Source organism: Paraburkholderia sp. EG287B (assembly GCF_040965595.1).
Taxonomy (GTDB): Bacteria; Pseudomonadota; Gammaproteobacteria; order Burkholderiales; family Burkholderiaceae; genus Paraburkholderia.
Genome location: NZ_JBFRCG010000020.1, coordinates 109,971 through 131,408, shown reverse-complemented (window position 1 = coordinate 131,408; position 21,438 = coordinate 109,971). Strand labels below are relative to the sequence as shown.

At 64.2% G+C, this 21,438-nt stretch carries 14 protein-coding genes and 1 pseudogene; 11 read left to right on the top strand and 4 right to left on the bottom strand.

The window, feature by feature from the left end; genetic code table 11:
- Positions 1 to 69: 69 nt before the first annotated feature.
- The 7 genes from AB4Y40_RS32690 to tssJ are packed head-to-tail and all read left to right on the top strand — an operon-like array spanning position 70 to position 10,162.
- Complete coding sequence (locus AB4Y40_RS32690) at positions 70 to 318, top strand: PAAR domain-containing protein (RefSeq protein ID WP_368691402.1); 249 nt, start codon at positions 70 to 72, stop codon at positions 316 to 318.
- Between the two features lie 10 nt (positions 319 to 328).
- Positions 329 to 1,567 carry a hypothetical protein gene (locus AB4Y40_RS32685; protein WP_368691401.1) on the top strand — a complete coding sequence of 413 codons (1,239 nt, stop codon included), beginning with the start codon at positions 329 to 331 and terminating at the stop codon, positions 1,565 to 1,567.
- On the top strand, positions 1,564 to 5,097 hold the full coding sequence (locus tag AB4Y40_RS32680; RefSeq protein WP_368691400.1) for an ImcF-related family protein: 3,534 nt from the start codon (positions 1,564 to 1,566) through the stop codon (positions 5,095 to 5,097). Before AB4Y40_RS32685 ends, AB4Y40_RS32680 begins: the two co-directional genes overlap by 4 nt.
- Positions 5,094 to 6,677, top strand: a complete 1,584-nt coding sequence (gene tssA, locus AB4Y40_RS32675) for a type VI secretion system protein TssA (protein WP_368691399.1) — start codon at positions 5,094 to 5,096, stop codon at positions 6,675 to 6,677. The genes AB4Y40_RS32680 and tssA overlap by 4 nt, the downstream gene beginning before the upstream one ends.
- A gap of 20 nt (positions 6,678 to 6,697) precedes the next feature.
- Positions 6,698 to 8,509 (top strand): type VI secretion system baseplate subunit TssF, encoded by a 1,812-nt coding sequence (gene tssF, locus AB4Y40_RS32670; protein ID WP_368691398.1) that lies wholly within the window; start codon positions 6,698 to 6,700, stop codon positions 8,507 to 8,509.
- On the top strand, positions 8,506 to 9,618 hold the full coding sequence (gene tssG / locus AB4Y40_RS32665; RefSeq protein WP_368691397.1) for a type VI secretion system baseplate subunit TssG: 1,113 nt from the start codon (positions 8,506 to 8,508) through the stop codon (positions 9,616 to 9,618). The genes tssF and tssG overlap by 4 nt, the downstream gene beginning before the upstream one ends.
- Before the next feature lie 13 nt (positions 9,619 to 9,631).
- Positions 9,632 to 10,162, top strand: a complete 531-nt coding sequence (tssJ, locus tag AB4Y40_RS32660) for a type VI secretion system lipoprotein TssJ (RefSeq protein WP_368691396.1) — start codon at positions 9,632 to 9,634, stop codon at positions 10,160 to 10,162.
- 10 nt (positions 10,163 to 10,172) lie between these two features.
- Here the strand turns inward: tssJ and AB4Y40_RS32655 are convergent, their stop codons facing one another.
- Positions 10,173 to 11,639 carry an MFS transporter gene (locus AB4Y40_RS32655; protein WP_368691395.1) on the bottom strand — a complete coding sequence of 489 codons (1,467 nt, stop codon included), beginning with the start codon at positions 11,637 to 11,639 and terminating at the stop codon, positions 10,173 to 10,175.
- A 236-nt stretch (positions 11,640 to 11,875) separates the two neighbouring features.
- On the opposite strand from AB4Y40_RS32655, the gene AB4Y40_RS32650 reads away from it, so the two are divergent.
- Positions 11,876 to 12,124, top strand: coding sequence for an EAL domain-containing protein (locus AB4Y40_RS32650; protein WP_368691394.1), 249 nt, complete (start codon positions 11,876 to 11,878; stop codon positions 12,122 to 12,124).
- Positions 12,125 to 12,286: 162 nt separating this feature from the next.
- On the opposite strand, the gene AB4Y40_RS32645 is transcribed toward AB4Y40_RS32650, so the two are convergent.
- Positions 12,287 to 12,823 carry a hypothetical protein gene (locus tag AB4Y40_RS32645; RefSeq protein ID WP_368691393.1) on the bottom strand — a complete coding sequence of 179 codons (537 nt, stop codon included), beginning with the start codon at positions 12,821 to 12,823 and terminating at the stop codon, positions 12,287 to 12,289.
- Positions 12,824 to 13,159: 336 nt separating this feature from the next.
- Positions 13,160 to 14,587, bottom strand: coding sequence for a PLP-dependent aminotransferase family protein (locus tag AB4Y40_RS32640; protein ID WP_368691392.1), 1,428 nt, complete (start codon positions 14,585 to 14,587; stop codon positions 13,160 to 13,162).
- 367 nt (positions 14,588 to 14,954) lie between these two features.
- Between AB4Y40_RS32640 and AB4Y40_RS32635 the strand changes: the two are divergent.
- From AB4Y40_RS32635 to AB4Y40_RS32625, 3 genes and pseudogenes are all read left to right on the top strand, one after another.
- Positions 14,955 to 15,992: pseudogene (locus AB4Y40_RS32635) on the top strand (amino acid permease).
- Entirely contained in the window at positions 15,992 to 17,224 is a 1,233-nt protein-coding gene (locus AB4Y40_RS32630) for an NAD(P)/FAD-dependent oxidoreductase (RefSeq protein ID WP_368691391.1), read from the top strand. Before AB4Y40_RS32635 ends, AB4Y40_RS32630 begins: the two are co-directional and overlap by 1 nt.
- Positions 17,225 to 17,300: 76 nt before the next feature.
- Positions 17,301 to 18,449 carry a branched-chain amino acid ABC transporter substrate-binding protein gene (locus AB4Y40_RS32625; protein WP_368691390.1) on the top strand — a complete coding sequence of 383 codons (1,149 nt, stop codon included), beginning with the start codon at positions 17,301 to 17,303 and terminating at the stop codon, positions 18,447 to 18,449.
- Between the two features lie 18 nt (positions 18,450 to 18,467).
- On the opposite strand, the gene AB4Y40_RS32620 is transcribed toward AB4Y40_RS32625, so the two are convergent.
- A complete protein-coding gene (locus AB4Y40_RS32620; protein ID WP_368691389.1) occupies positions 18,468 to 21,404 on the bottom strand; it encodes a PAS domain S-box protein in 2,937 nt (978 codons plus the stop codon).
- Between the last annotated feature and the right edge of the window lie 34 nt (positions 21,405 to 21,438).

The following is a 21,438-nucleotide window of genomic DNA, read 5'->3' as shown; positions in this document are numbered from 1 at the left end:
GCGAATCCATAAAGGCATTGTTAAAGAGAGCGGCTGTAGTTTTGATTCTTTAACATTGGAGAATTCAGAGTGATCAATATTATCAGATTGGGAGACGACACAGATCACGGCGGTCGGGTCGTGAGCGCTTCGAACTCTATGGAGTTCGAAGGGCGCAGGGTCGCGAGAAAAGGCGATGAAGTGACTTGTCCGCTCCACGATATCAGTCCCAACCTAATTATTGAAGGTGACGAAACAATCACGGATGACGGCGTGCCGATCGCACGACATGGGCATCGTGCCATGTGCGGGTGCCGTCTCCTTTCCAGCCTGATCTGAAAGGTCACGGATGCCGGTGGAACTCCCTCGAGAGAAGGGTGATGAACATGAGCCGTCACCTCCGAACGTCGTCAATTGGTTGGCCCTTCTCGTCATTACGATTGTCGTTGGCGCCGTCTACACGTTGACGACATGGCCTCCTGGCGATCCTGCCAACACCGCGAGGTTCTGGATTCAACTGTTCGGATGGCCATTTTTGGCATGGGCTGGATCGTTTGGCCTGAGAACCCTGTATTGGGAGCAGGAATGTGCGCGTATCGAAGCAGGCAATACCGCGCGGCAGGAGGACAGGCGTGAAGGCATCAAATTTGCCGGTGAACCTCTGGCGGTTCTAGGTTATTCATATCTGACGGGCGCTGGGACGAATGGAGTCAGCACGCTCTTGTGCAATAAATATGGGAACGGTTCATCAACGAAGGATAGTGGGGGTGAGCGAAGTCAATATGACTCGCTTGGGCTCGCCGGTGACGATGAGGATCCTACCCGCTATCAGGCTTGCTTCAAGGAACTCACGTCCTCAATCGCACGAGCTATCAGACTACTCCCTTCGGAAATTCCGCTTTCGATCCGATTGCAGTTGCCGGAGAACGTCAATCGGGATGCATTGTTAGAAGCTTGGAGAGGAATTTGGTCCTCAGCAAAGCTGCGGCCCGCAATCATTTCGCTAGTTTTTCCCGATAGGGGGGTGATGGAGCTAGACGAATGGCTAGACATTCGTGGCGGCCCAACACTCGAACGCTGTACGCTGTATGTGAGCGCACGTTTGCGTGAAGGTCCGACGGGCCAAGGCGCTGAAGCAGCCACTGCAATTTTGCTCGGCTGGGCCCCTCTCGCGCGGCGGCATGGAATTCGCCCGATAGCGCTGTTGCATCGCCCTGTAGAGAGCCCCCCACAAGACTTCGAATCTGCGATAGCACGCGCGTTACTGTGGGGGGAGGCAAGTCTGGATAGGGTTGAGGACGTATGGCTAAGTGGCATAGGTGGTAGGGAGAAAGTCGCGATTGCAAAATACATCGAACCGCAAGCGGCGACCCGTCGTAAGGGAGGTGATGTTGAAGCGATTCGCGACATAAGCAGTTTCCTCGGCGATGTTGGCGAGGTATCTGCATGGCTCGCTATTGCACTCGGTATAGAGAACGCACTTCATGCGAAGTGCCCGCAACTTGTTGCGTCCCGCGAAGGGACGCTTCGGTTTTCGGTTGTTCAACAAGATGAAAATGAGCAGGATCACGCGGGTACTGAAGCATGAAATGGCCGAAATTCTCCGGATATTGGATCACCGTCGTAACCCTCACAGCAGGTGGAGCACTGTATGCTGTGGACCACGGTGCGACTTTCGATCCGTCGCCCGTACGACGAGTACTTTGGGTGTGCGGACTCGGTGTCATTCTGATCCTGGCGCGCGCACCGTTGACCAACGGTTGGGGTGCCGTAGCGCGTCATAGTCCACTACGTCGTCGCGACGCGTATAGGCGGGACCCACTCGCGCGGGAGGAATCAGCGGCTGGAAACGGACCGCAATTTGCCTTGGCACGACGGAACGCGTTGCATGTTGCGTTGAAAGCGCGGCACGGCATGTTCTGGCGTTTTCGCGAACGCTGGATTCTTGTGGCTGGCGATGAGCCACTGGTCAAACGGCTGGCACCTGAGCTTGTCAGCTCGGGGTACGTGATCACCGGTGATACCGTCCTGCTCTATGCAAAGCAGACTAGCACTAAGATCGACATGGACTGGCTTGACCACATTCGCCGCCTTCGCTCTCGTCGCCCGGTTGACGCGCTCGTCGCAGTCACGCGTAATCGCATCGCGAGCAAGGCGCCGTTTGACTACGACGAACCCGGCCAGCGCCTCGCGCGCCACGCCCGGGCCCTGCGCTGGGCAGCACCCGCCTACCTGCTCAACGTCACAGACTTCGGCACCGAAACAGCGGGCCCGGATGAAGCCATCGGCCTTACTTGGTCAAACGCTCGTGTCAACGCCAGCGATATTGATACCTCTCTCGATAGTCTCACCCGCACGCTGGCCGACGTTGGCGTTGCACGCCTAGCCCAGGACAATCGGGACCGCTATCCGGCCGAGCTTTCGCAACATATCGAAGGGGTGGGCAGCGCATTGTCGGGACTCGTCTTGCGCACTGCGCAGCATTGGCGCCACGCCGTGCACGGTCTCCTGTTCGCGCCGCTGTTCAAGGAGCGCGAGCTAGCCCCACCAACCGAAAGCAATAAAGGAGACGGCGAGTCCGAAGAGGAGAGCGCGTCCCCTCAGCACCACTCGATCTGGCAAACCATCGCGGACCACAGCCGCAAGGTGCACGGCCGGCGCGTCGGGTTTTCATTTTCGACGACAACCGCATGGATCGCCACGGCAGCCGTTGGCCTCTGGACCGTGGGCACCATGGTGTCGGGTTTCACGAACCGCGCAACGATCAGCGCCGCCAATGACACGATCGCAAGACTTGCGAGCACCCAGAGTCCCACGCAGGCAATGCAGACACTGGACAGCCTCGACAAGCAAATCGATACGCTCGAAGTGCGCCAGCGCGAAGGCGCACCGTTGATGACTCGCTTTGGCCTGAATCAGGACCGCACGCTGTTAGCCGCCCTCCGGCCCAGTTATGCCGATGCCGCCGGCCGCATCCTCGTCAGCCCGATCCGCCAGAAGTTCGAGGACCGTCTGCGCCAACTCGCCTCCATGTCCGATGAAGAAATCGCGAGCGGCGGCAACGCGCAGGCGCAGGCCGCCTACGACACGCTCAAAGCCTATCTGATGCTCGCGAAGCCCGAGCGTGCCGCGGCATCGTTCCTGACTCCGCAACTCCTTGCGACCGCCGTTCCGGCACGCCCGTTCGACTCATCGGTCACATCGGGGACATGGGACGATCTGCGTCAGCACACCATTGCGTTCCTGGCGAGTCACATCGGGACGCAAGCGTCGACCGGTAGCCGCGCGCTTGCCATTGCGGCAGATAGCAGCCTCGTCGCGGCCACCCGTCAGACGATCATCAGCGTGCGCGGCATCCAGAACTCGACGGATGCGGTCTATCAACAGATCCTTGACGACGCGAAACCGAAATACCCACCGGTCTCTCTGCCCACACTGCTCGGAGATACCACCGGACGCGGCCTCTTCAACACGACGCAGACGATCCCGGGCATCTTCACGCGCGACGCGTGGGAACAACGTATCTCGAAGGCGATCGACGAAGCGAGCGAGCAGGGCAGCGTTGCCGGCGACTGGGTGCTTTCGGATGCGAAGTCCGGAAGCCAGGCGTCGTCGACCCTGAAAGGCGAACTGCGACAACGGTACTTCGACGACTACGCGCGTGTATGGGAGCTGTTCCTCAACAGCCTGCGCTGGCAGTCCGCCCCGACACTGTCGGCAACTGCCGATCAGCTCACGCTTCTCGGCGACCCGCAACGCTCCCCGCTGGTCGCGCTCATGAACGCAGTCGTGTATCAGGCGGGCGCGGGCGCAGCGACGCAATCGCTCTCGGATTCCCTGATCAGCAAGGCGCAGCAGCTGGTCGGCAACGACGAAAAGGATCCGTCGAAGCGGGCGCAGCCCCAACTCGTCCCGCTCGCGGACGCGTTCGGGCCGATCCTGCGTCTGACGGGCAGCGACCTCGTAACCGGCGCGCCGGCGCAAACCGGCAAGACCGCCGCGCAGATCGCGTCCACTTCGGACCTGAGTCTCGCCCGTTATCTCGAACGCGTGACGTCGATGCGCTTGAAGCTGCAACAAATGGCAAACAGCGCCGACACTGAGGCGATGGCGCGGGTGGCCGCGCAGTCCGTGTTGCAGGGCAAGACGTCCGACATCGCGGACAGCCGTGACTACGCGAGCCGTGTGGCCGCCAGTCTCGGCGAGCAATGGGCGGGTTTCGGCCAGATGCTGCAGGCGCCGTTGAATCAGACCTGGCAGGCGGTCGTGCAGCCGGCGGCGGCCAGTCTGAACGACATCTGGCGCAATTCAATCGTGGCCGACTGGAATCAGGCCTTCGGGGGCCGTTATCCGTTCGCGGACTCGGATAACGACGCTTCGATACCCGACATGGTTCGTTTCATGCGCCCCGACAGCGGCGTGATCGCGCAGTTCGTCGCGACGCAGCTGGCCGGCATCGTCGAGCGTCAGGGAGACAGGTGGGTGGCCGCGCAAGGTGCGGATCACGGCGCGCTCATGCTCGATCCGGGCTTCCTCGACGGTTTGAACCGGCTGTTACGCGTCGGGATCGTGCTGTTCCCGTCCGGCGATGCCCATATCTGCTTTGATCTGCGCGGCGTCGCGACACCGGGCATTACGGATATGCGAATCGTGTTCTCGAACAACGATCTGCACTACTTCAACCAGCAGGAAGAATGGGTGCCGTTCGAGTGGCCGGGCCAGTCGCTGGATAACCTGTCGCACATCGAATGGCAGACGGAGCAGGGCGGCCTGCGCTCGGCCCTCGACGCACAGGGGCGGTTCGGGCCGATCCGTTTGCTGGAGCGTGCAAAGGCGTCCCAGCAGGACAACGCGCGCTATCTGCTGACATGGACGCCAGACTCGAGTCAGGGCATCCCGCTCAAGGTCCAGTTACGCAGCGACGGCGGTGCGGGACCGCTCGGCGTGCTGCAACTCCGTCACTTCACGTTGCCCACCAGGATCTTTGCAGGCGGCGGCGCGAAGGCAGGTCCGAGGATCGCCACGAGCAGTCCGTCGCCGTTGCCGCCGGCCGCATTGGCCGCGGCGAAACAGGCGGCCATGCCGTTGCCCCGTGGTTCCGCGCCGGAGGTCCAATGAAGCTCGGAGAACTGTTCAGAAGCCTGTTGCCGGCGCGTGAAGATGCCGGGGAACTTGTCCGCGCGCGTCTGGATGCGTGGGCGCCCTGGCTGCAGCCGCTCGCGGGCGAGGCGGGCGTTGGCCGCGATCCCGGTTACGAGGATGCGTTCTTCGCCCTCAAGGATGAGGCGAGCAAACTTTCGGACATCGACGAGAGTTTGATCGTGCGTTCCTGCGAGCAGCTTTTGAAGGAGACCGGCAAGGATCTGCGTCTTGCGGGCTACTATGCGTTTGCGCGGCTGCGCGAGGATGGACCTGCGGGCTTCGCTGACGGTCTGGAACTCGCCGCCGCGCTCGTCGATCGTTTTGGCGAAGCCGTGCTGCCCGCGCGTGCCGAAGCGAAGAAGGGCGCGCTTGAAATGCTGGCCACCACGCGCGTGATGGAACTCCTCGATAGCCGCGGCGAATTTGCACCTGGCGACCTCGAGCGGGCGCTCGCGGCACTCGACGTACTGGTGACGCTCATCGGCGTCTGGCCGGAGACCGCACGACCCAACCTGCACCCGCTTGTCTCACGCTTCGAGCGCAAGAACGGTTCGGATTCCAGAGAAGAGGCGATTTCTGCACCCCCGTTGCCCGCCACGGCAAGTCCATCAACCGGACCGATCACTTCGACGCGTGACCTTCTCGATCAGGCCCGCACGATGGCGGCATGGCTGCACGACCAGGAAAACGGCTATCTGTCATCGGTGCGCCTCGTGCGCGCCGTGCGCTGGGACACGTTGCACGAGGTGCCACCATCGAATGCCGCTTCGCACACGCGCCTCACGGCCCCACGTGCGGAGTTGCGTCAGCAGATGAAGCGGCTCGTGCTGCAAAAGCAGTGGCATGAACTGCTGGAACGTGTCGAGGGTACGTTCATGGAAGGCGTGAATCATCTCTGGTTCGATCTGCAGTTTTTCCAGCATACCGCTCTCGACCACCTCGGCGCGCCCTACAACGCATGGCGCGAGCTGCTGCGCGCGGACTTCGCCCTGTTTCTCGAACGACTTCCCGGGATTGAGCGATTGTCGTTCAGCGACGGCACACCGTTCGCCGACGATACGACGCTCGAATGGATTGCGCGCCACGCCGTGGTGCGCGACCTCGAAGCGGGCGAGGGCATGGCACCGCTGCCGGTATCCGCAGACGGCGACGAGGAGAGCGCTGGCGACTGGCCGGAGATCGAGGCGCAGGCGCGGGATCTGGCCGGGCACGACGGTATAGAAGCAGCGTTTGCGTGGCTCGAAGCGCTACCAGGGATGCGGACCGAACGGCACCGCTATCTTCAGCGATTCGTGATGGCGCGTCTCGCCGATCATGCCGGTCGCGCGGATACGGCAGTTGCGCTGCTTGTCGAACTGGACACGGCCGCACAATCGTTGCCGCTCATGCGCTGGGAGCCTTCTCTCGTGTTCGAGGTCAAGTCCCAGTTGCTGCGTGCGCTCAAAGCGGCAACCAACCGCAAGGATGCCGACAAACCCGTTCTCGCCCGCCGTATCGGTGAATTGCAGGCCGAACTGATCCAGCTCGATCCGGCCCGCGCGCTGGCGATCGCGTGAATCTGCTCCGGAAAAAATAGATGAACAACGACGATCCCATCCTGCGCTACTACGAAGCCGAGATGCGCTACCTGCGTGAATCCGGCAAAGAGTTCGCCAAGGCCCATCCCGACCGCGCGCGCATGCTCAACCTCGACCGCGTCGGCGACCGCGATCCTTATGTCGAGCGGCTCCACGAGGGCTTCGCGTTTCTGGCAGGGCGGCTTCAGCAGAAGCTCGATGACGAACTGCCGGAGCTCACTGAAGGGCTCGTGAGCCTGCTGTGGCCGCACTATCTGCGCATGATTCCATCGCTTTCGATCGCTGAACTCATTCCCCTGCGGGAGAAACTCCAGCGCACTGAGGTCGTGCCGGCCGGCGTACCGGTGCGTTCGGCGCCGATCAGCGTGCCGCCCGCGGGCAGCGAGGGCACGACGGCACGCACCGTGCAATGTCTATACCGGACCACCCAGGCGGTCATGCTGCAGCCGCTTGCCATCACGCACGCGGGACCTGCCGTGCGCCATGACGGCCGCTCGGTCATTCGGCTGGGCTTCGAGTTGCAGCATTCGGCGCGCCGCGAGGAAACCGACCTTTCGCGCGTGCGCTTGCATCTGAACGCCGATCTGCCGGTGGCGTTCTCCATGCACCTCGCACTCACGCGCCAGGTCGACACGATTCTCTGGCGCATTCCACAGGTGCGCGACGGCGAGCCTGTGCCGCTGCCCGGCATCACGATCGAGCCCGCGGGTTTCTCGACAGAGGAACGGCTGTGGCCCAAAGCCGATGCTGCCTTTTCTGGATTTCAGCTCCTGCTCGAATATTTTTCCTTTCGCGAGAAGTTTCTGTTCGTCGAGCTGTGCGGCCTGGACGTCGCGAAGCTCCCCCCGGAAGCGACCCGCTTCGAGCTGGAATTCGTGCTCAATGAGGCTTACCCATCAGACCAGCGTTTCACCAGCGAGAACATTCGACTGTTCTGCGCACCGGTGATCAACCTCTTCGAACTCGACGCGGAACCGATCGAAATCGACCATCACGAAACCGAGTATCGCGTCGTGCCAGCCGGTCATCACGGGGAGCACGTCGAAACCTATTCGGTCGATGCGATCGAGACGTTCGATCACGAGACGGCCGAGCGCTACGAGTACGTCCCCTTTGCCACGTTCAGGCATCGCGGGGGCATGCTCCGGCATGAGGCGCCGGAGCGGTACTTCCATGGCCGCGTACGGCTCGGGGTCTCCGGGCTGCACGAGACCTGGGTGATCCTTGGCGGTCATGCGTGGGAAACGCTGGAGACGCTACCTGAAGAAAGCCTCTCGCTGCGCGTGACGGGCACCAACGGCATGCTGCCGCGCAAGGGATTGCGCGAGGCGAGCATCAGCGAACTCGCCGCGAGCACGCCGAACGTCACGGGCGTGCGCAATCTCGTCGCGCCCACGCTGCCGCTGTATCCGCCCACGGGCGACCGGTTCCAGTGGCGCGTGCTTTCGCATCTCGCTCCGAACTTCCTCTCGATGATGAACGCGGAGGTGCTGCGCGGCGCGCTCGCGCTTTACGACTGGACTGACGATGAGCTGAACCGCCGGCGCCTTGCCGCCATTCTCCGGGTTTCGCAGGAACTGCTCGAGGAAGTGTCGGGCGGCGTGGTCGAGCGCGGGGTGCTGATCGAAGTGACGCTCGATGCGCAGGCGTTCGCTGGCGAGGGCGACGTCATGCTCTTTGGTGAACTACTGCACCAGTTCTTCGCGCTGTATGCGGAAATCAATTTATTCACGAAGCTCTCGATCGTGAGCCTGCCGTCGCAGACCCGCACTGTCTGGCCGCGCAGCAAGGCACAACGCGCACCGCTATGAAGCCTCAGGATCCTCCCAATCTCGAACCGCTGGTCGCGTCCCTGCTGGCCCGTGCGCCGCAGATGAGTTTCATGCAACTGTGCCGCCTGCTGGAGGTCGGCGCCACAGATCGTCCCGGGTTCGGAACCCGCGATACGCCGGAGCATGAGCCGGTGCGTTTCGGCTCGTGGCCGCGCGCCGGGTTTCCCGCGAGCGAAGTCGCCACAGTCGACTTCGGCGATGCATGGGACGAGTCCAGACGGCATCAGACGCCTGTTGTGCGCACGACGTTCATGGGCCTCTACGGCGTCGACGCGGCGATGCCGTCACACCCGATCGACGACATCGTTTTGCGCGAAGAGGGGCATGAGGCCGTCGAGTCATTTCTCGACTGCTTCAATCACCGCTTCGTCACGATGCTCTACCGTGCGTGGAAAAAGTACCGCTATGTGGAGAGTTTTCGTCCGGGCGCAACCGACCCGCATTCGCTCAATCTGTTGTGTCTGGTTGGGTTCGGCTGGGGTGACAAGCCCAAACGCGCCGGGCTGCCTGATGCACGCATGCTCGCGCTGCTGGGCCTGCTGACCCAGAAAACACGTACGCCAGAAGGGCTCGCGGGCGTCATTGCACTGGCCTTGCCGGGTGTGGACGTGCGCGTCGACGAGTTTTTTCCGGCGATCACGGGAACCGGCAAGCCGCGGCCGCTGACTTCATGCCCGACGACACCACCGGAACCCGTGATGGCCGGCGCGCAGAAAGGGCTAGGGGGAGGCTACGTGCTGGGCCAGCGACTGACCTATCGCAGTCGTGCCGCGCGGGCCACGCTGCGTCCGGGCAACGCACAGCAGGCGCACGCCCTGTTGCCCGGAGCGTGGCTCAACCGCGAACTGATGGCTTTCGTGCAACTGTATGTGGGCGTGAAGGCCGACATCCATCTGCGTATGCAGGTGTCCTCAAGGATTGCGCCACTGCCGGCAATCGGCTCGGCCGCCGCCGAACCCGCGCCGCGGCTTGGCTGGACAACGGTCCTGCCCTCCGAAGAAGAACGCATGATCACTATTCCACTCGGGGTCGTCGCGGCGTTTCCCACTCCGGCGCCGAACCCTTACCTGAGTCCGCAACGTGCATAACCGGGCATCTCTCATGTTTATCCGTCTGGCCGTTACCACCGCCGCATCTGTCTTCCTGCTGTCGGGTTGCGGAGCGTGGCAGGCTGTTTCCGACACCACGTCGAATGCTTTTCACGCGGTCTTCTACAAGAAGGTCAAGGTGCTCAACGTCGATCTCGCCGCGCGTCAGGCATTGAATCCGGATGATGCCGGTCGTCCGACTTCGGTCGCCGTGCGCGTCTATCAACTCAAGGACCGCAAGCTCTTCGATGGCGCCTCTTACGACGATCTGCTGAAGAACGATCGCACCGTTCTCGCGCAGGACCTGCAGGACAGCATGGCGGCCGCGCTCAACCCCGGGGCTTCCGCAAGCCTGACACAGGCGATGAAGGGCGATACGCAATACGTGGCGATCGTCGCGTTTTATCGCAATCCTGGTAGTGGCAATGGGTGGAAGTACGTGATCGAAAAGAAGAAGCTCGATCCGGACAAACCGCTCAAGCTCGAACTCGTGAACCAGCTGCTGCTCGCGGCCGACGCACCTTCACAGAAGGCAACGCAGTAACGCAGCCAGCTCACTCCTCCCCCACAGCCGAAAGCGGCGCGGCCACATGTTCGAGCGACTTGCGCTCCGCGTCCACGCCCCAGATCGCGGCCACGAGTGCAGCCGCGATCATGAGCGCCGATCCCACCACATAGCCCGTGAACACTTCGCTGCGCTGGTGTGTATCGATCAGTCGTCCGAAGAACGCCGGGCCGATGATGCCGCCCAGCGCCGTGCCGAACGCATAGAACACGGCGATGGCAAGCGCCCGGATCTCCAGCGGAAACGATTCGCTCACGGTCAAATAGGCGGAACTCGCCGCCGCCGAGGCGAAAAAGAAAATCACCATCCACGCGCCGGTTTGCATCGTCGCAGTGAGCATGCCTTGCTCGAACAACCAGCCGCTCACCGTGAGCAGCACGCCCGAGAGCGCATAGGTCGCGGCGATCATCGTGCGCCGGCCAATCACGTCGAAGAGCCGCCCCAGCACGATCGGACCGAGGAAGTTGCCGAGCGCGAACGGCAGCAGATAGAGGCCAACGTCGCCGCCCGGCACGTGATAGAACTCGGTGAGCACGAGCGCGTAGGTGAAGAAAATCGCGTTGTAGAAGAAGGCCTGCGCGGTCATGAGCGATAGACCCACCAGCGCGCGACGGCGGTGCCGTACGAATATGGCATGAAACACCGCGCCCAGCGGGGTATGGCTGCGCGCATGCAGACGCAGCGGGTCGCCTGGCGGGTCTTCCAGCGTGTGGCCCACATCGCGGAAGCGCGTTTCGATGCCCTCCACGATGCGCTTCGCCTCGTCGTGCTCGCCGTGCGTGAGCAGCCACCGCGGGCTTTCGGGAATCCAGCGGCGCATGGGCAAGATGATGAGCGCGAGTACTGCGCCGATGAAAAAGCACACGCGCCAGCCCCAGTCCGCGGGCAGCAGGTGTGGGTCGAGCAGCACGAGCGAGCCCGCTGCGCCGATGGCCGCGCCCACCCAGAACGTGCCGTTGATGCTGAGGTCGGTCCAGCCGCGCACGCGCGCGGGCGTGAACTCCTGGATCGTCGAATTGATGGCGGCGTACTCGCCGCCGATGCCCGCGCCCGTGATCGCGCGAAACACCACGAAGCTCGCGAAGCTCCATGAAAACGCTGTCGCGGCGGTGGCCAGCAGATAAACGGCGAGCGTGATGAAAAAGAGCTTGCGGCGGCCCAGCCGATCCGTGAGCCAGCCGAAACCGAGCGCGCCGCATACCGCGCCGGCAATATACGCGCTGCCGGCCAGGCCCACCTGCGCATTGTCGAGATGCAGCACCGGGCTCGTTTTCAGCGCACTTGCTACCGCACCGGCCAGCGTGACTTCGAGACCGTCGAGCAGCCAGGTGACGCCCAGCGCCACGACGATGAGCACATGAAAGCGGCCCCACGGCAAGCGATCGAGGCGCGCGGGCAGCCTGGTTTCGACGATGGGAGGCTTATCAGTCGTCTCGGTCGTATTGGGAGGATTCATCGGGTAGGGCGCGGTTCAGCACGCGATGCCTTGTAGCATGCGCCGTTCCTGGAATGCGGGCGCGCGCGAAAACAGAAAAATCAGCCTGTGAGGAAACTGGCTGACGTAACGTATCATCTGTTCATACAAAAGCACCTGTGCATGGATGGCGCGCCCCGTTCCGGACATGATCCGGGCATGGGCTCCCTGCACGTCACCCGCGTTTCCTGCTCGAACAGCGCGCCCGCACCGAGGCGGTGTTCGAGACGCTGAAGGCGCGCGGCGACCAACTCGTCAAGGGGATCGTGGCGCTGGCCAGCCACTTCGACATGGAGATCATTGCGGAGGGGGTGGAGACCGAGGCGCAGCACGAGTTGTTGCAGCGACTGGGCATTCGCTACGCGCAAGGGTATTTCTACCGGCGGCCGGGCTCGGCTGCGAGCATTACGGAAATGCAGCGTGACGCGAGCCTCGTGCGTTACGCGGTGTCGTCGCCGTTGCGCTAGCGCGAACAGGTGCGAGCTTGTCGTGAATGACGAATCCCGTAAGCGGTTGCGAAATGCCGGCTTACGGGAGGTCTGCAATCCTTACCTAAAATTGCCTCAAAAAGCACACTTGATTCCGGTTGCGCTAATTCTCGACTCGACGGCAAATTAAAATACGCGGATCTAGAAGCCGCGCCGCACCGTAACTGTCGCGCCAGTGCTATGCGAATGAAGAATGGCGACGCGCGCGGTGGCGGAAAACACCCACTCGTCTACGGTCAGCGAAAGCCTGCGCTGAGGCTGGGCGCCGATGTTCAGCGTGCTGTCCGGCACCTGCAGAATCGAGATTTGCGGCGCCGTGGAAGGGCCCATCTGCAAATAATCTGAAGTTGGCCGCGCAGCCTGCTGCGCACCGTAACTGCTGCCGGGCGCCGACTTCACGAAGTCGTAATGATATTTGTCCTGTGCCACCGGCGCGCTATAAAAACTCTCGACTTCCGCGTAAAACGGCTTTGACTGATTCGCCTGATATTCCAATTCGTACCGGTGGAGGTACGCCAGGGGTTCCGGTGGCAGCGCTGGAACCACTTCCATCGGCATGGACGGGATATTGGCCACCGTCATGGTTTCGGGAATGTTCACACCGGTGCTCTGAGCGAATGCATAACCGCTCAGCATCAAAAAGGCTGCACCGACAATCTTTTCGTTCAGGCACGTCATGAGCATGCCTCCAATGACGAACTCGAAACATCAAACTGTCGAACGTTCCTGCCGAACAGACTGCCTTTGCATCACTTGCACCAATGCATTCTAGTACCTCATTTGCTTCCTGCTAGCCGAATGTGTGCGCACGTGATGCAGATGGATGTGAAGTCCACCAGAGCGCGAACGGCACGCCACGTCGTTGCCTAACATCGCGGACGTTATGACCGATTCGGGCTGCGCGAGGCGCACTCGCAGCGGAAGAAATTGCGCATGGACGTGCGCATGGTCGATGGGCTCGCGCCGCAGGCGAGCCCGTCGACACCGGCTCATTGGGGAAAATCCGGGTGCGGCCTAGATCGTGCCGAAGAGGGCGCGCGGGCGGTCCTGCAGCGTGCGCGCGAGAACCTTCAGCGCGCGCGCCAGTTGCTCCCGTGAGGTTGCACACGCGAGGTTGATGCGCACGCCGTGCTCGAGTGTCGAGCGGTCCACCGCGAACGCCGAGGCGGGCATGGTGTTTACACCGCGCGCGAGTGCGTTGGCGGCGAAGTCGTCGGAGCGCCAGGGCGCAGGTACGCGCAGCCAGACGAACATGCACGCCGGGTCGCTGTTGAGCAGTTCGCGCGGCAGGATCTCGAGCGCGAGTTCCTGCCGCGCCTGCAGCTCCGCACGCTGCGCTTCGAGGATGAGCTGCGCGGTGCCGTCCTCGATCCAGCGCGTGGTGATGAGCGTGGTGAGCGGCGCGGGCATCCACGCCGTCGTACGCACCGCTTCGGCCGCGAGCGGCGCACCGTGCGGCGGCGTGAGCAGATAGCCGATGCGCAGCCCCGGCGCGAGCACCTTCGAGGTGGAGGCCACGTGGAAGGTCAGCTCGGGGCACAGGCTCGCGATGGTCGGCAGCCGCTTGCGCAGCAACGGCCCGTACACGTCGTCCTCGATGATCGCAACGTGATGGCGCCGCGCGATCTCCACGAGCGCGAGGCGCCGCTCGAGGCTCATCGTGACCACGCTGGGGTTCTGCAGGTTCGGCACGGTGAAGATCGCCTTCACCGGCATGCGGCGGCAGGCGTCTTCGAGCTGATCGGGCAGGAGGCCTTCGCCATCGCTCGGGATCCCGACCAGCTCGAACTGGAACACGGGCGCGAGCGCCTTGAGGCCGTAGTAGGTCAGCTTGTCCGAAAGGATCACGCCTTCGTGTCCCATCAGGCTGCTCAGGACCGCATAGAGGCCGTGCTGCGCGCCGCTCGTCACCACGAGATTCTCGGGCGAGGGCGTGAAGCCCGGTGCGGCGATCCATTGCGCGCCCGCGGCGCGCGCCCATTCGGCGCCCTGGGGCGGCTGGTATTCCTGGGTTTCGGCAAAGCGCGGGTCGCGCGAGATCGATGCCATCGTGCGGGCGAGCTGCGCGAGAAATTCTCCGGTCGCCGGCCGGTTGACGGTGAGGTCCACCACGCCATTTGCTTCAGCGCCGCTCGCCTGGCTGCCGCGCTGCGCCGCCGCGCCGACGGCAGGCATGGCCCCGCCGGTGACGATCGAGCCGCGCCGCTTGCTCGCCACGATCAGCCCGCGCGCCTGCAACTCCTTGTACGCGCGCGATACCGTGGAGACGTTGATGCCCAGTTCGACGGCCAGATCGCGCTGCGGCGGCAGGCGGCTGCCCGGCGGGTACTGACCGCTGCGCACCTGCTCCTCGAGATTGCGGGAGACCTCCAGATACGTGGCTTGACGACCTTTTGTCTGGATATCGTCACCCGATTTTGTCTGGTAATCGTCGGCTTTCATGCAGGTAGTAACTCCATACAAAACTCGATCGTCTGCCACATTGCCATGCTGATGTGAGATGCGTCACCAGTGCCGCTCTCCGCAGCTTTAACCCAATAATACGATATCTGGCAAGAACCTGGCTGCCTGCGCCATGGGCCGGGAGAGCATTCTCCAGGGAAGATCCTGGTCTCCACACAAAGCCTTTTTAATTGCACACAAAAAATTATTGTGTGAGTATGAATTCAAGGTTTTGTTCGGTCGGCAGTTCGGCGCAACACGCACTGTATTACAGGAGGACAGGCTCGTGGCAACCCGGCAACCCACACCCGCTTCAGGCGCAACATCCACCCCCCTTGGCCACTCGCTGCGCAAGCGCCACGTCACGATGATTCGCTCGGCGGGATCATCGGTGCGGGGCTCTTTGTCGGCAGCAGCGCCACCATCAGTGCGATGGGGCCGGCGGCCTGCCTGAGCTATCTGCTGGCGGGCATCGTCGTGCTGTTCGTCATGCGCATGCTTGGCGAGATGGCGCTCGCGCATCCGGGCGTCGGCTCGTTCACGGAGTTCACGCGCATCGGTCTCGGCGACTGGGCCGGATTCACGAACGGCTGGCTCTACTGGTACTTCTGGGTAATCGTGGTCGCCGTGGAGGCGGTGGCGGGCGCGGGCATCCTGCAGCGCTGGATTCCCGCACCGGTCTGGGTGATCGGGCTCGTGCTCCTGTCGCTCATGACGGCCGTTAACCTGCTCTCGGTGAAATCGTATGGAGAATTCGAGTACTGGTTCGCGTCGATCAAGGAGTGCCGTGGGCGAGCATCAAGGTGGGCTACTCGCCGTTCGTGGCCGCGCTCGAAACCATGCATATTCCGGGCGCTGCGGACACCATGAATGCAATCGTTCTGGTGGCGGTGTTGTCGGCGCTGAACTCCGGGCTCTATGTGTCCTCGCGCATCGTGTTCCGGCTCGCCGAGCGCGCGACGCCCCGCGCGCGCTGCTCACGCTCTCGAAGAGCCGCGTGCCGCGCCTCGCCGTGCTCGCGAGCAGCATCGTCGGCTACGTGGCCATCGTCGCGGCGATCGTTTCGCCCCAGGGCGTGTTCCTCTATCTCGTCAGTGCATCGGGCGCGATCATGCTGTTCGTGTATCTCTCCATCGCCGTTTCGCAGATCGTGATTCGCCGGCGCCTGGAGGCAACGGCGCCCGAACGGCTCACGTTCAGGATGTGGCTCTTTCCCTGGCTTTCGTGGGCCGTGGTGGCCGCCATTGCCGGCGTGCTCTGCGCGATGGGCTTCGACCACGCGCTCTCGGGCCAGCTGATGGCGAGTCTCGCGAGCCTGGCGGTGGTGTCGGCGGCATACCTGGTCACACGCAAGAGGACTCACGTGCAGGAGTTCCGTGAGCCCGCAACCAACTGGAAGAAGTAATGGCGCAAGTGGCTGTCATCGGCGCGGGTTTCGTGGGGTTGTCGTGCGCGTACTGGCTCATGCGCGACGGGCACAGCGTGACGCTGTACGACGCGCAGGGGCCGGGCGAGGGCGCCTCCTACGGCAACGCGGGCACGTTCGCGAACTATGCGTGCATTCCCGTGAACAACCCGGACGTGTTCCGCAACATCCCGCGCTTTCTGTTCTCGTCGACGAGCCCGCTGCGTATCCGCTGGGGCGACGTGCCGGGGCTCGCGCCATGGCTCACGCGTTTCCTGCTGAGCGCCACGCCGCGCCGCTACGCGGGCAGCGTGAACGCGCTCGCGCAACTGCTCTCGCGCGCCTTCGAAGGCTACCGCGAAATGCTGGCCGTGGACACGCTCGCGGCTTTCGTGCGCGAACGCGAATGCCTTTACCTGTATTCGAGCGCTGCGTCGTTCGAGGCCGCGCAGCCGGCGCTCGAGCTGCGGCGCTCGCTCGGCGTGGCGTTCGAAACGCTCGCGCGCAGCGAGATCGCCCAACTGGAGCCCGGCCTCGCGCCGCTCTTCTCGCAAGGCACGCTCTTCAAGGGCAGCTGGTTTCTGAGCGATCCGCGCGGCTTTCTGCAGGCCCTGCATGCGATGTTGACGCAGCGCGGTCTGGTGCACCGGCGCGTGGCCGTCGAGACGCTGGAACCCGCGCCGAGCGCGGTGAAGCTGATCGATACGGCGGGCGAGGCGCATGACGCGGAGCAGGTCATTGTGTGCGCGGGCGCGTTTTCGGGACGCCTCGCGCGCCAATGCGGCGACGCGGTGCCGCTCGGCGTCGAGCGCGGCTATCACGTGCGCTTTCCTGGCACCGCTAACCGGATTTCGCGCCCGTGCGGCTGGGCCGAGCGCGGCTTCTACATGACGCCGATGGACGGCGGTATCCGCGCGGCGGGCACCGTCGAGCTGGCGGCCAACGGCGCGGGCAAGAACGCGGATCTGCTGCGCCTGTTGACGCGCTCCGCGCAGGAGGCGCTGCCCGGCCTGCCGGAGCCGGACAGCGACTGGCTCGGCTTCAGGCCGAGCCTGCCCGACGCGCTGCCCGTGGTGGGCGCGTCGAGCCGCTCGCCGCGCGTGATCTACGCGTTCGGGCACCAGCATCTGGGCGTGACGCTCGGCGGCGTGACGGGCAGCGTGGTCGCCGATCTCGTTGCCAGGCGTGCGCCTCCTCTCGATCTCGCGCCGTATAGTCCGCGACGCTTTTAACCCCTGATTCAAGCCACTTTCCAGCCAACCGCCACGTAACACCCACCGCAACAGTCTCCCAGCGAGGATGAGCATCATGAACCGCCGCACTCTCGTACTAACGATGGCCCTCGGGCTGATGGGCTTGCACGGCCCCGCGCAGGCGGCCGACCCCGAGGTTGTGAAGATCGGCTTTGCCGGTCCGCTCACCGGCCCGGTGGCGCGTGTCGGCAAGGACTTGCAGTACGGCGCGCAGCTCGCGATCGACGAGGAGAACGCCAAACATCCCGTGATCGCGGGCAAGCCGGTGAAGTACGTGCTCGACGTGCAGGACGACCAGGCCGATCCGCACGTGGCCGTACAGGTGGCGCAAAAGCTCGTGGACGACGGCGTGGTCGGCGTGATCGGCCACTACAACTCGGGCTGCAGCATCCCCGCCTCGACGGTGTATCACAATGCGAACGTCGCGATGATCACGCCGGGCTCGACCAACCCGGCGCTGACCCAGCAGGGCTACGCGAACGTGTTTCGCACCATGGGCAACGACGGCATTGGCGGCGTGATCGCCGGCAAGTTCGCGGTGGAGCAGTTGAAGGCGAAGCGCATCGGCATCATCGACGACCGCACGGCCTTTGGCCAGGGGCTCGCCGACGCGTTCGAGAAAGGCGCGAAGGAGGCCAACGGCAATATCGTCGACCGCGAGTTCACCAATGACAAAGCCGTCGATTTTCGCGCCATTCTTACCTCGCTCAAGCAGAAGAACGTCGACGTGATTTTCTTTGGCGGCCTTGACGAACAGGGCGCGATGCTCGCCAAGCAGATGCGCACGCTCGGCATGCCGGCGCGCCTGTTCGGCGCGGGCGCATTGAAGAGCAATGCCTTCCTGCAGATCGCGGGCCCGGCGGGCGAGGGCACGCAGGACCTCGAACCGGGGCCGGCGCTCGACAAGCTGCCTTCGGCGCAGGCGTTCGCGAAGCGCTACAAGGCGCGCTTCAATCAGGATGTCGAACTGTATGCGCCGTTCGCCTATGATGCCGCGCTCGCGATGATCAAGGCGATTCGCGACGCCGATTCGCTCGACCGCGCAAAGATCGTCGCGAGCTTCCCGAAGGTGACGGTGGTGGGCGTGACGGGCAATATCGCGTTCGATCCGCACGGCGACCTGATCAAGCCGCCTTATACGCTCTTCGAGGTCCAGCAGGGCCAGTGGAAGAGCCTCAAGACGCTCGGAGGCAATGGCGCGTGAAGCGCGCGCGGGGGCCGTTCAGCGCGCGACCAGCAGCTCGAACAGCGTGTGGAAGTCGACTGGCTTCGTGAGATGCGAATCGATTCCGCTCATGCGCGAGCGCAGCCGGTCGGCGTGCTGGCCCCAACCCGTCAGCGCGATGATCTGCAGGCCGGCGTAGCGCGGGCTTTGACGGATCTGCCGCGCGATTTCGTAGCCGTCCATGCCGGGCATGCCGATGTCGAGCACGACCGCATGTGGCACCGACTGCGCCAGCGCACCGAGCGCTGCGGCGCCGTCATAGACCACGCGCACTTGCGCGCCTTCGCCCGAGAGCACCATGGCGAGCGAATCGGCGGCGTCGCGGTTGTCGTCGACCACGAGAATGCGCTTGCCCGCGAGCGGCTTCGCGGCGCGGGCCACGTTCGCCGGGGTCTCGCGCGCTTCGGCGGGCGTCTGCTGCGAGAGCGGCAGGCGTACGGTGAAGGTGCTGCCTTTGCCGGGCCCGGCGCTCGCCGCCTCGACCGTGCCGCCGTGCATGCGCACGAGATGGCGCACCATGGTGAGGCCGATGCCCAGGCCGCCCTGGTTGCGATCGGCGGGGCGGCTGACCTGGGTGAACATTTCGAACACCTGATCGATCTGCCCCGCCGACATGCCGATGCCCGTATCGCTCAGCGCGATCACGACCCACTCGCCTTCGCGCGTGGCGTCGAGCCGGATCTGGCCGCCCGTGTCGGTGTAGCGCGCCGCATTGTTGAGCATGTTCGCGAAGACCTGCGTGAGCCGCACGCGGTCGGCGTCGAGCACGAGCGGCGTGTCGGGCAGCGTGATGCTCAGTTCATGGTGCGCCTGATCGACGGCGGGGCGGCTCGTTTCGACGGCATTCTCGATGATTTCCGCGAGCGCCACCGGCGCCTTCACGAGGCCGATCTTGCCGCGCGTGATGCGCGACACTTCCATCAGGTCGTCGATCAGCCGCACCATGTGATGGACCTGGCGATCGAGCATGTCGAGAATCGGCGCGGAGTCCGCGGGAAACGCACTGTGCCTGATGAGGTGCAGCGCATTGGCAATCGGCGCGAGCGGATTGCGCAGCTCGTGCGCGAGCGTGGCGAGGAATTCGTCCTTGCGCCGGTCGGCTTCCTTGAGCGCGTCTTCGGCGTTCACGGCTTCGGTCACGTCGATCGAGACACACACGTGGCCGCGAAACTCGCCGTTCGCGGAAAACCACGGCGCGCAGCAGGTCTCGAACCAGTGCCAGCCCGCATCCTTGATTTTCACGCGCAGCCGGCTCTGGAACGCGCAATGGTCGAGCTGCGCGGCCTGGACGCGCGACAGAAAACCGGGCAGATCGCGCGGATGCACGATGGCGTGCCAGCCGGTTTCGAGCAGTTGTCCGGGCGTGAGGCCGATCGCCGTGAGATAGCGCTGGTTCAGATAGACGGTGTTGCCTTGCGTGTCGATTTGCCAGATCAGTGCGGGCGACGCTTCGGCTAGCGCGCGAAAGCGCGCCTCGCTCTCGCGCAGCGCTTCCTGGGCGCTGCGGCGGTCGTCGACGTCGATATTCATGCCCACCCACTTGCGCACCGTGCCGTCGGGATTCCAGATCGGCGCGGCGCGCACGTTGGTCCAGCGCCAGCCGCCCGTGGCGACGCGCAGGCGGTATTCCGCGTTCACCACACGTCGCGCCGCGATCGCGTCCTTCCATTGGCCCAGCGCGTAGGCGCGGTCGTCGGGATGAACGGCGTTGGCCCAGCCTTCGCCGAGCCACTCTTCACCGGGCTGGCCGGTATAGTCCGACCAGCCCGGCGAGACCGACTCGGCCTGACCCAGGGCATCGGCTTCCCAGACGGCCTGCGCGAAGCCTTCCACCAGTGCGCGAAAGCGCTCTTCGCTATCCACGCATTCGGTTTCCACGCGCTTGCGCTCTGTAATGTCCAGCGCGAATTCGGCGCACTTCGAGGCCATGCCCGTGCCCGAGATGCGCGTGGGCGCGAAAAGGCCCCACCAGCGCGTGCCGTCCTTGCGGATCAGCTGCCGTTCATAAGGCTGGGTGCGTCCGGAGGTGGCGAGGTCGGTGACCGCGCGCGTCGTGACGCCGAGAAATTCGAGCGGCACGAGCCGGTCCCAGTGCGCCGCGGCGCGCAAGTCCTCGCGGCTATAGCCGCTCATCTGTTCGAATGCGCCGTTGGCGTCGGCCATGCCGCCGTCGAGATCGAAGAACAGCACGCCCACGGTTTCGATGGAGATGGCGGCCTGCAGGCGCGCCTCGCTCTCGCGCAGCGCGTCTTCGACCTGCTTGCGGTGCCCGGCTTCGTCGCGGAGCTTCGTGTTGATGTCCTGCAGCGTGCGCGTGCGCTCGGCCACCTGCTGCGCGAGATTGCGGCCCGCGTCCTGGGCGTCGCTCAGCGCGCTCGTCAACTGGTGTGCGGCGCTCGCGCAGGAGGCGAGGCTTTGCAGCAACCGCGCGTCCTCGGCGTCGAAATGTCTTTCTTCGCCGTGCGTCACGGCCCAGACGGTCCCGACTGCCGTGCCGTTGACGCGCCAGGGCACGTGCAGCGCCTCGCGGATGGGCGGGGCGATCGAACGGTACGAAGCAAAGCAGCGTGCCGGGCGGTCGAACAGAAGCATGGTATTGCGCCCCTCGGTCACGCCGCTCGCGCAGTCGTCGCCGGGAAGCGTGCGGTCCACGTTGCCGGCCAGTTCGCCGGCCACCGCGTCCCAGCGGAACCGGGCCGTGGGTCCGTCGCGCTCGGGCACGCTCACGCCGGCCGACCCGGCGCGACAAAGCGCGAGGGCGAGCCGCGCAAGCATAGGCAATACACCTGAGGGATTGCTCGCCATTTCCTGCGTGAGCGCAGCAAGCGCACGGCTCTCGCCCTGGTAATCGGGCAGTCGGTTCGGGCGGTTCACCAGTGCTTCGGTGATCAGCGTTTCCTCGACCGTGAGCGCAGGTGCGCCGTTCTCTTGCATGCTGCCTCCGCTTTAGTCGTCCGCCGCGCCTGCA

Coding starts and splice junctions, on each gene's coding strand:
- AB4Y40_RS32685 (WP_368691401.1), top strand. CDS start 329: ATGCCGGTGGAACTCCCTCGAGAGAAGGGTGATGAACATGAGCCGTCA.
- AB4Y40_RS32680 (WP_368691400.1), top strand. CDS start 1,564: ATGAAATGGCCGAAATTCTCCGGATATTGGATCACCGTCGTAACCCTC.
- tssA (WP_368691399.1), top strand. CDS start 5,094: ATGAAGCTCGGAGAACTGTTCAGAAGCCTGTTGCCGGCGCGTGAAGAT.
- tssF (WP_368691398.1), top strand. CDS start 6,698: ATGAACAACGACGATCCCATCCTGCGCTACTACGAAGCCGAGATGCGC.
- tssG (WP_368691397.1), top strand. CDS start 8,506: ATGAAGCCTCAGGATCCTCCCAATCTCGAACCGCTGGTCGCGTCCCTG.
- tssJ (WP_368691396.1), top strand. CDS start 9,632: ATGTTTATCCGTCTGGCCGTTACCACCGCCGCATCTGTCTTCCTGCTG.
- AB4Y40_RS32655 (WP_368691395.1), bottom strand. CDS start 11,639: ATGAATCCTCCCAATACGACCGAGACGACTGATAAGCCTCCCATCGTC.
- AB4Y40_RS32645 (WP_368691393.1), bottom strand. CDS start 12,823: ATGACGTGCCTGAACGAAAAGATTGTCGGTGCAGCCTTTTTGATGCTG.
- AB4Y40_RS32640 (WP_368691392.1), bottom strand. CDS start 14,587: ATGAAAGCCGACGATTACCAGACAAAATCGGGTGACGATATCCAGACA.
- AB4Y40_RS32630 (WP_368691391.1), top strand. CDS start 15,992: ATGGCGCAAGTGGCTGTCATCGGCGCGGGTTTCGTGGGGTTGTCGTGC.
- AB4Y40_RS32625 (WP_368691390.1), top strand. CDS start 17,301: ATGAACCGCCGCACTCTCGTACTAACGATGGCCCTCGGGCTGATGGGC.
- AB4Y40_RS32620 (WP_368691389.1), bottom strand. CDS start 21,404: ATGCAAGAGAACGGCGCACCTGCGCTCACGGTCGAGGAAACGCTGATC.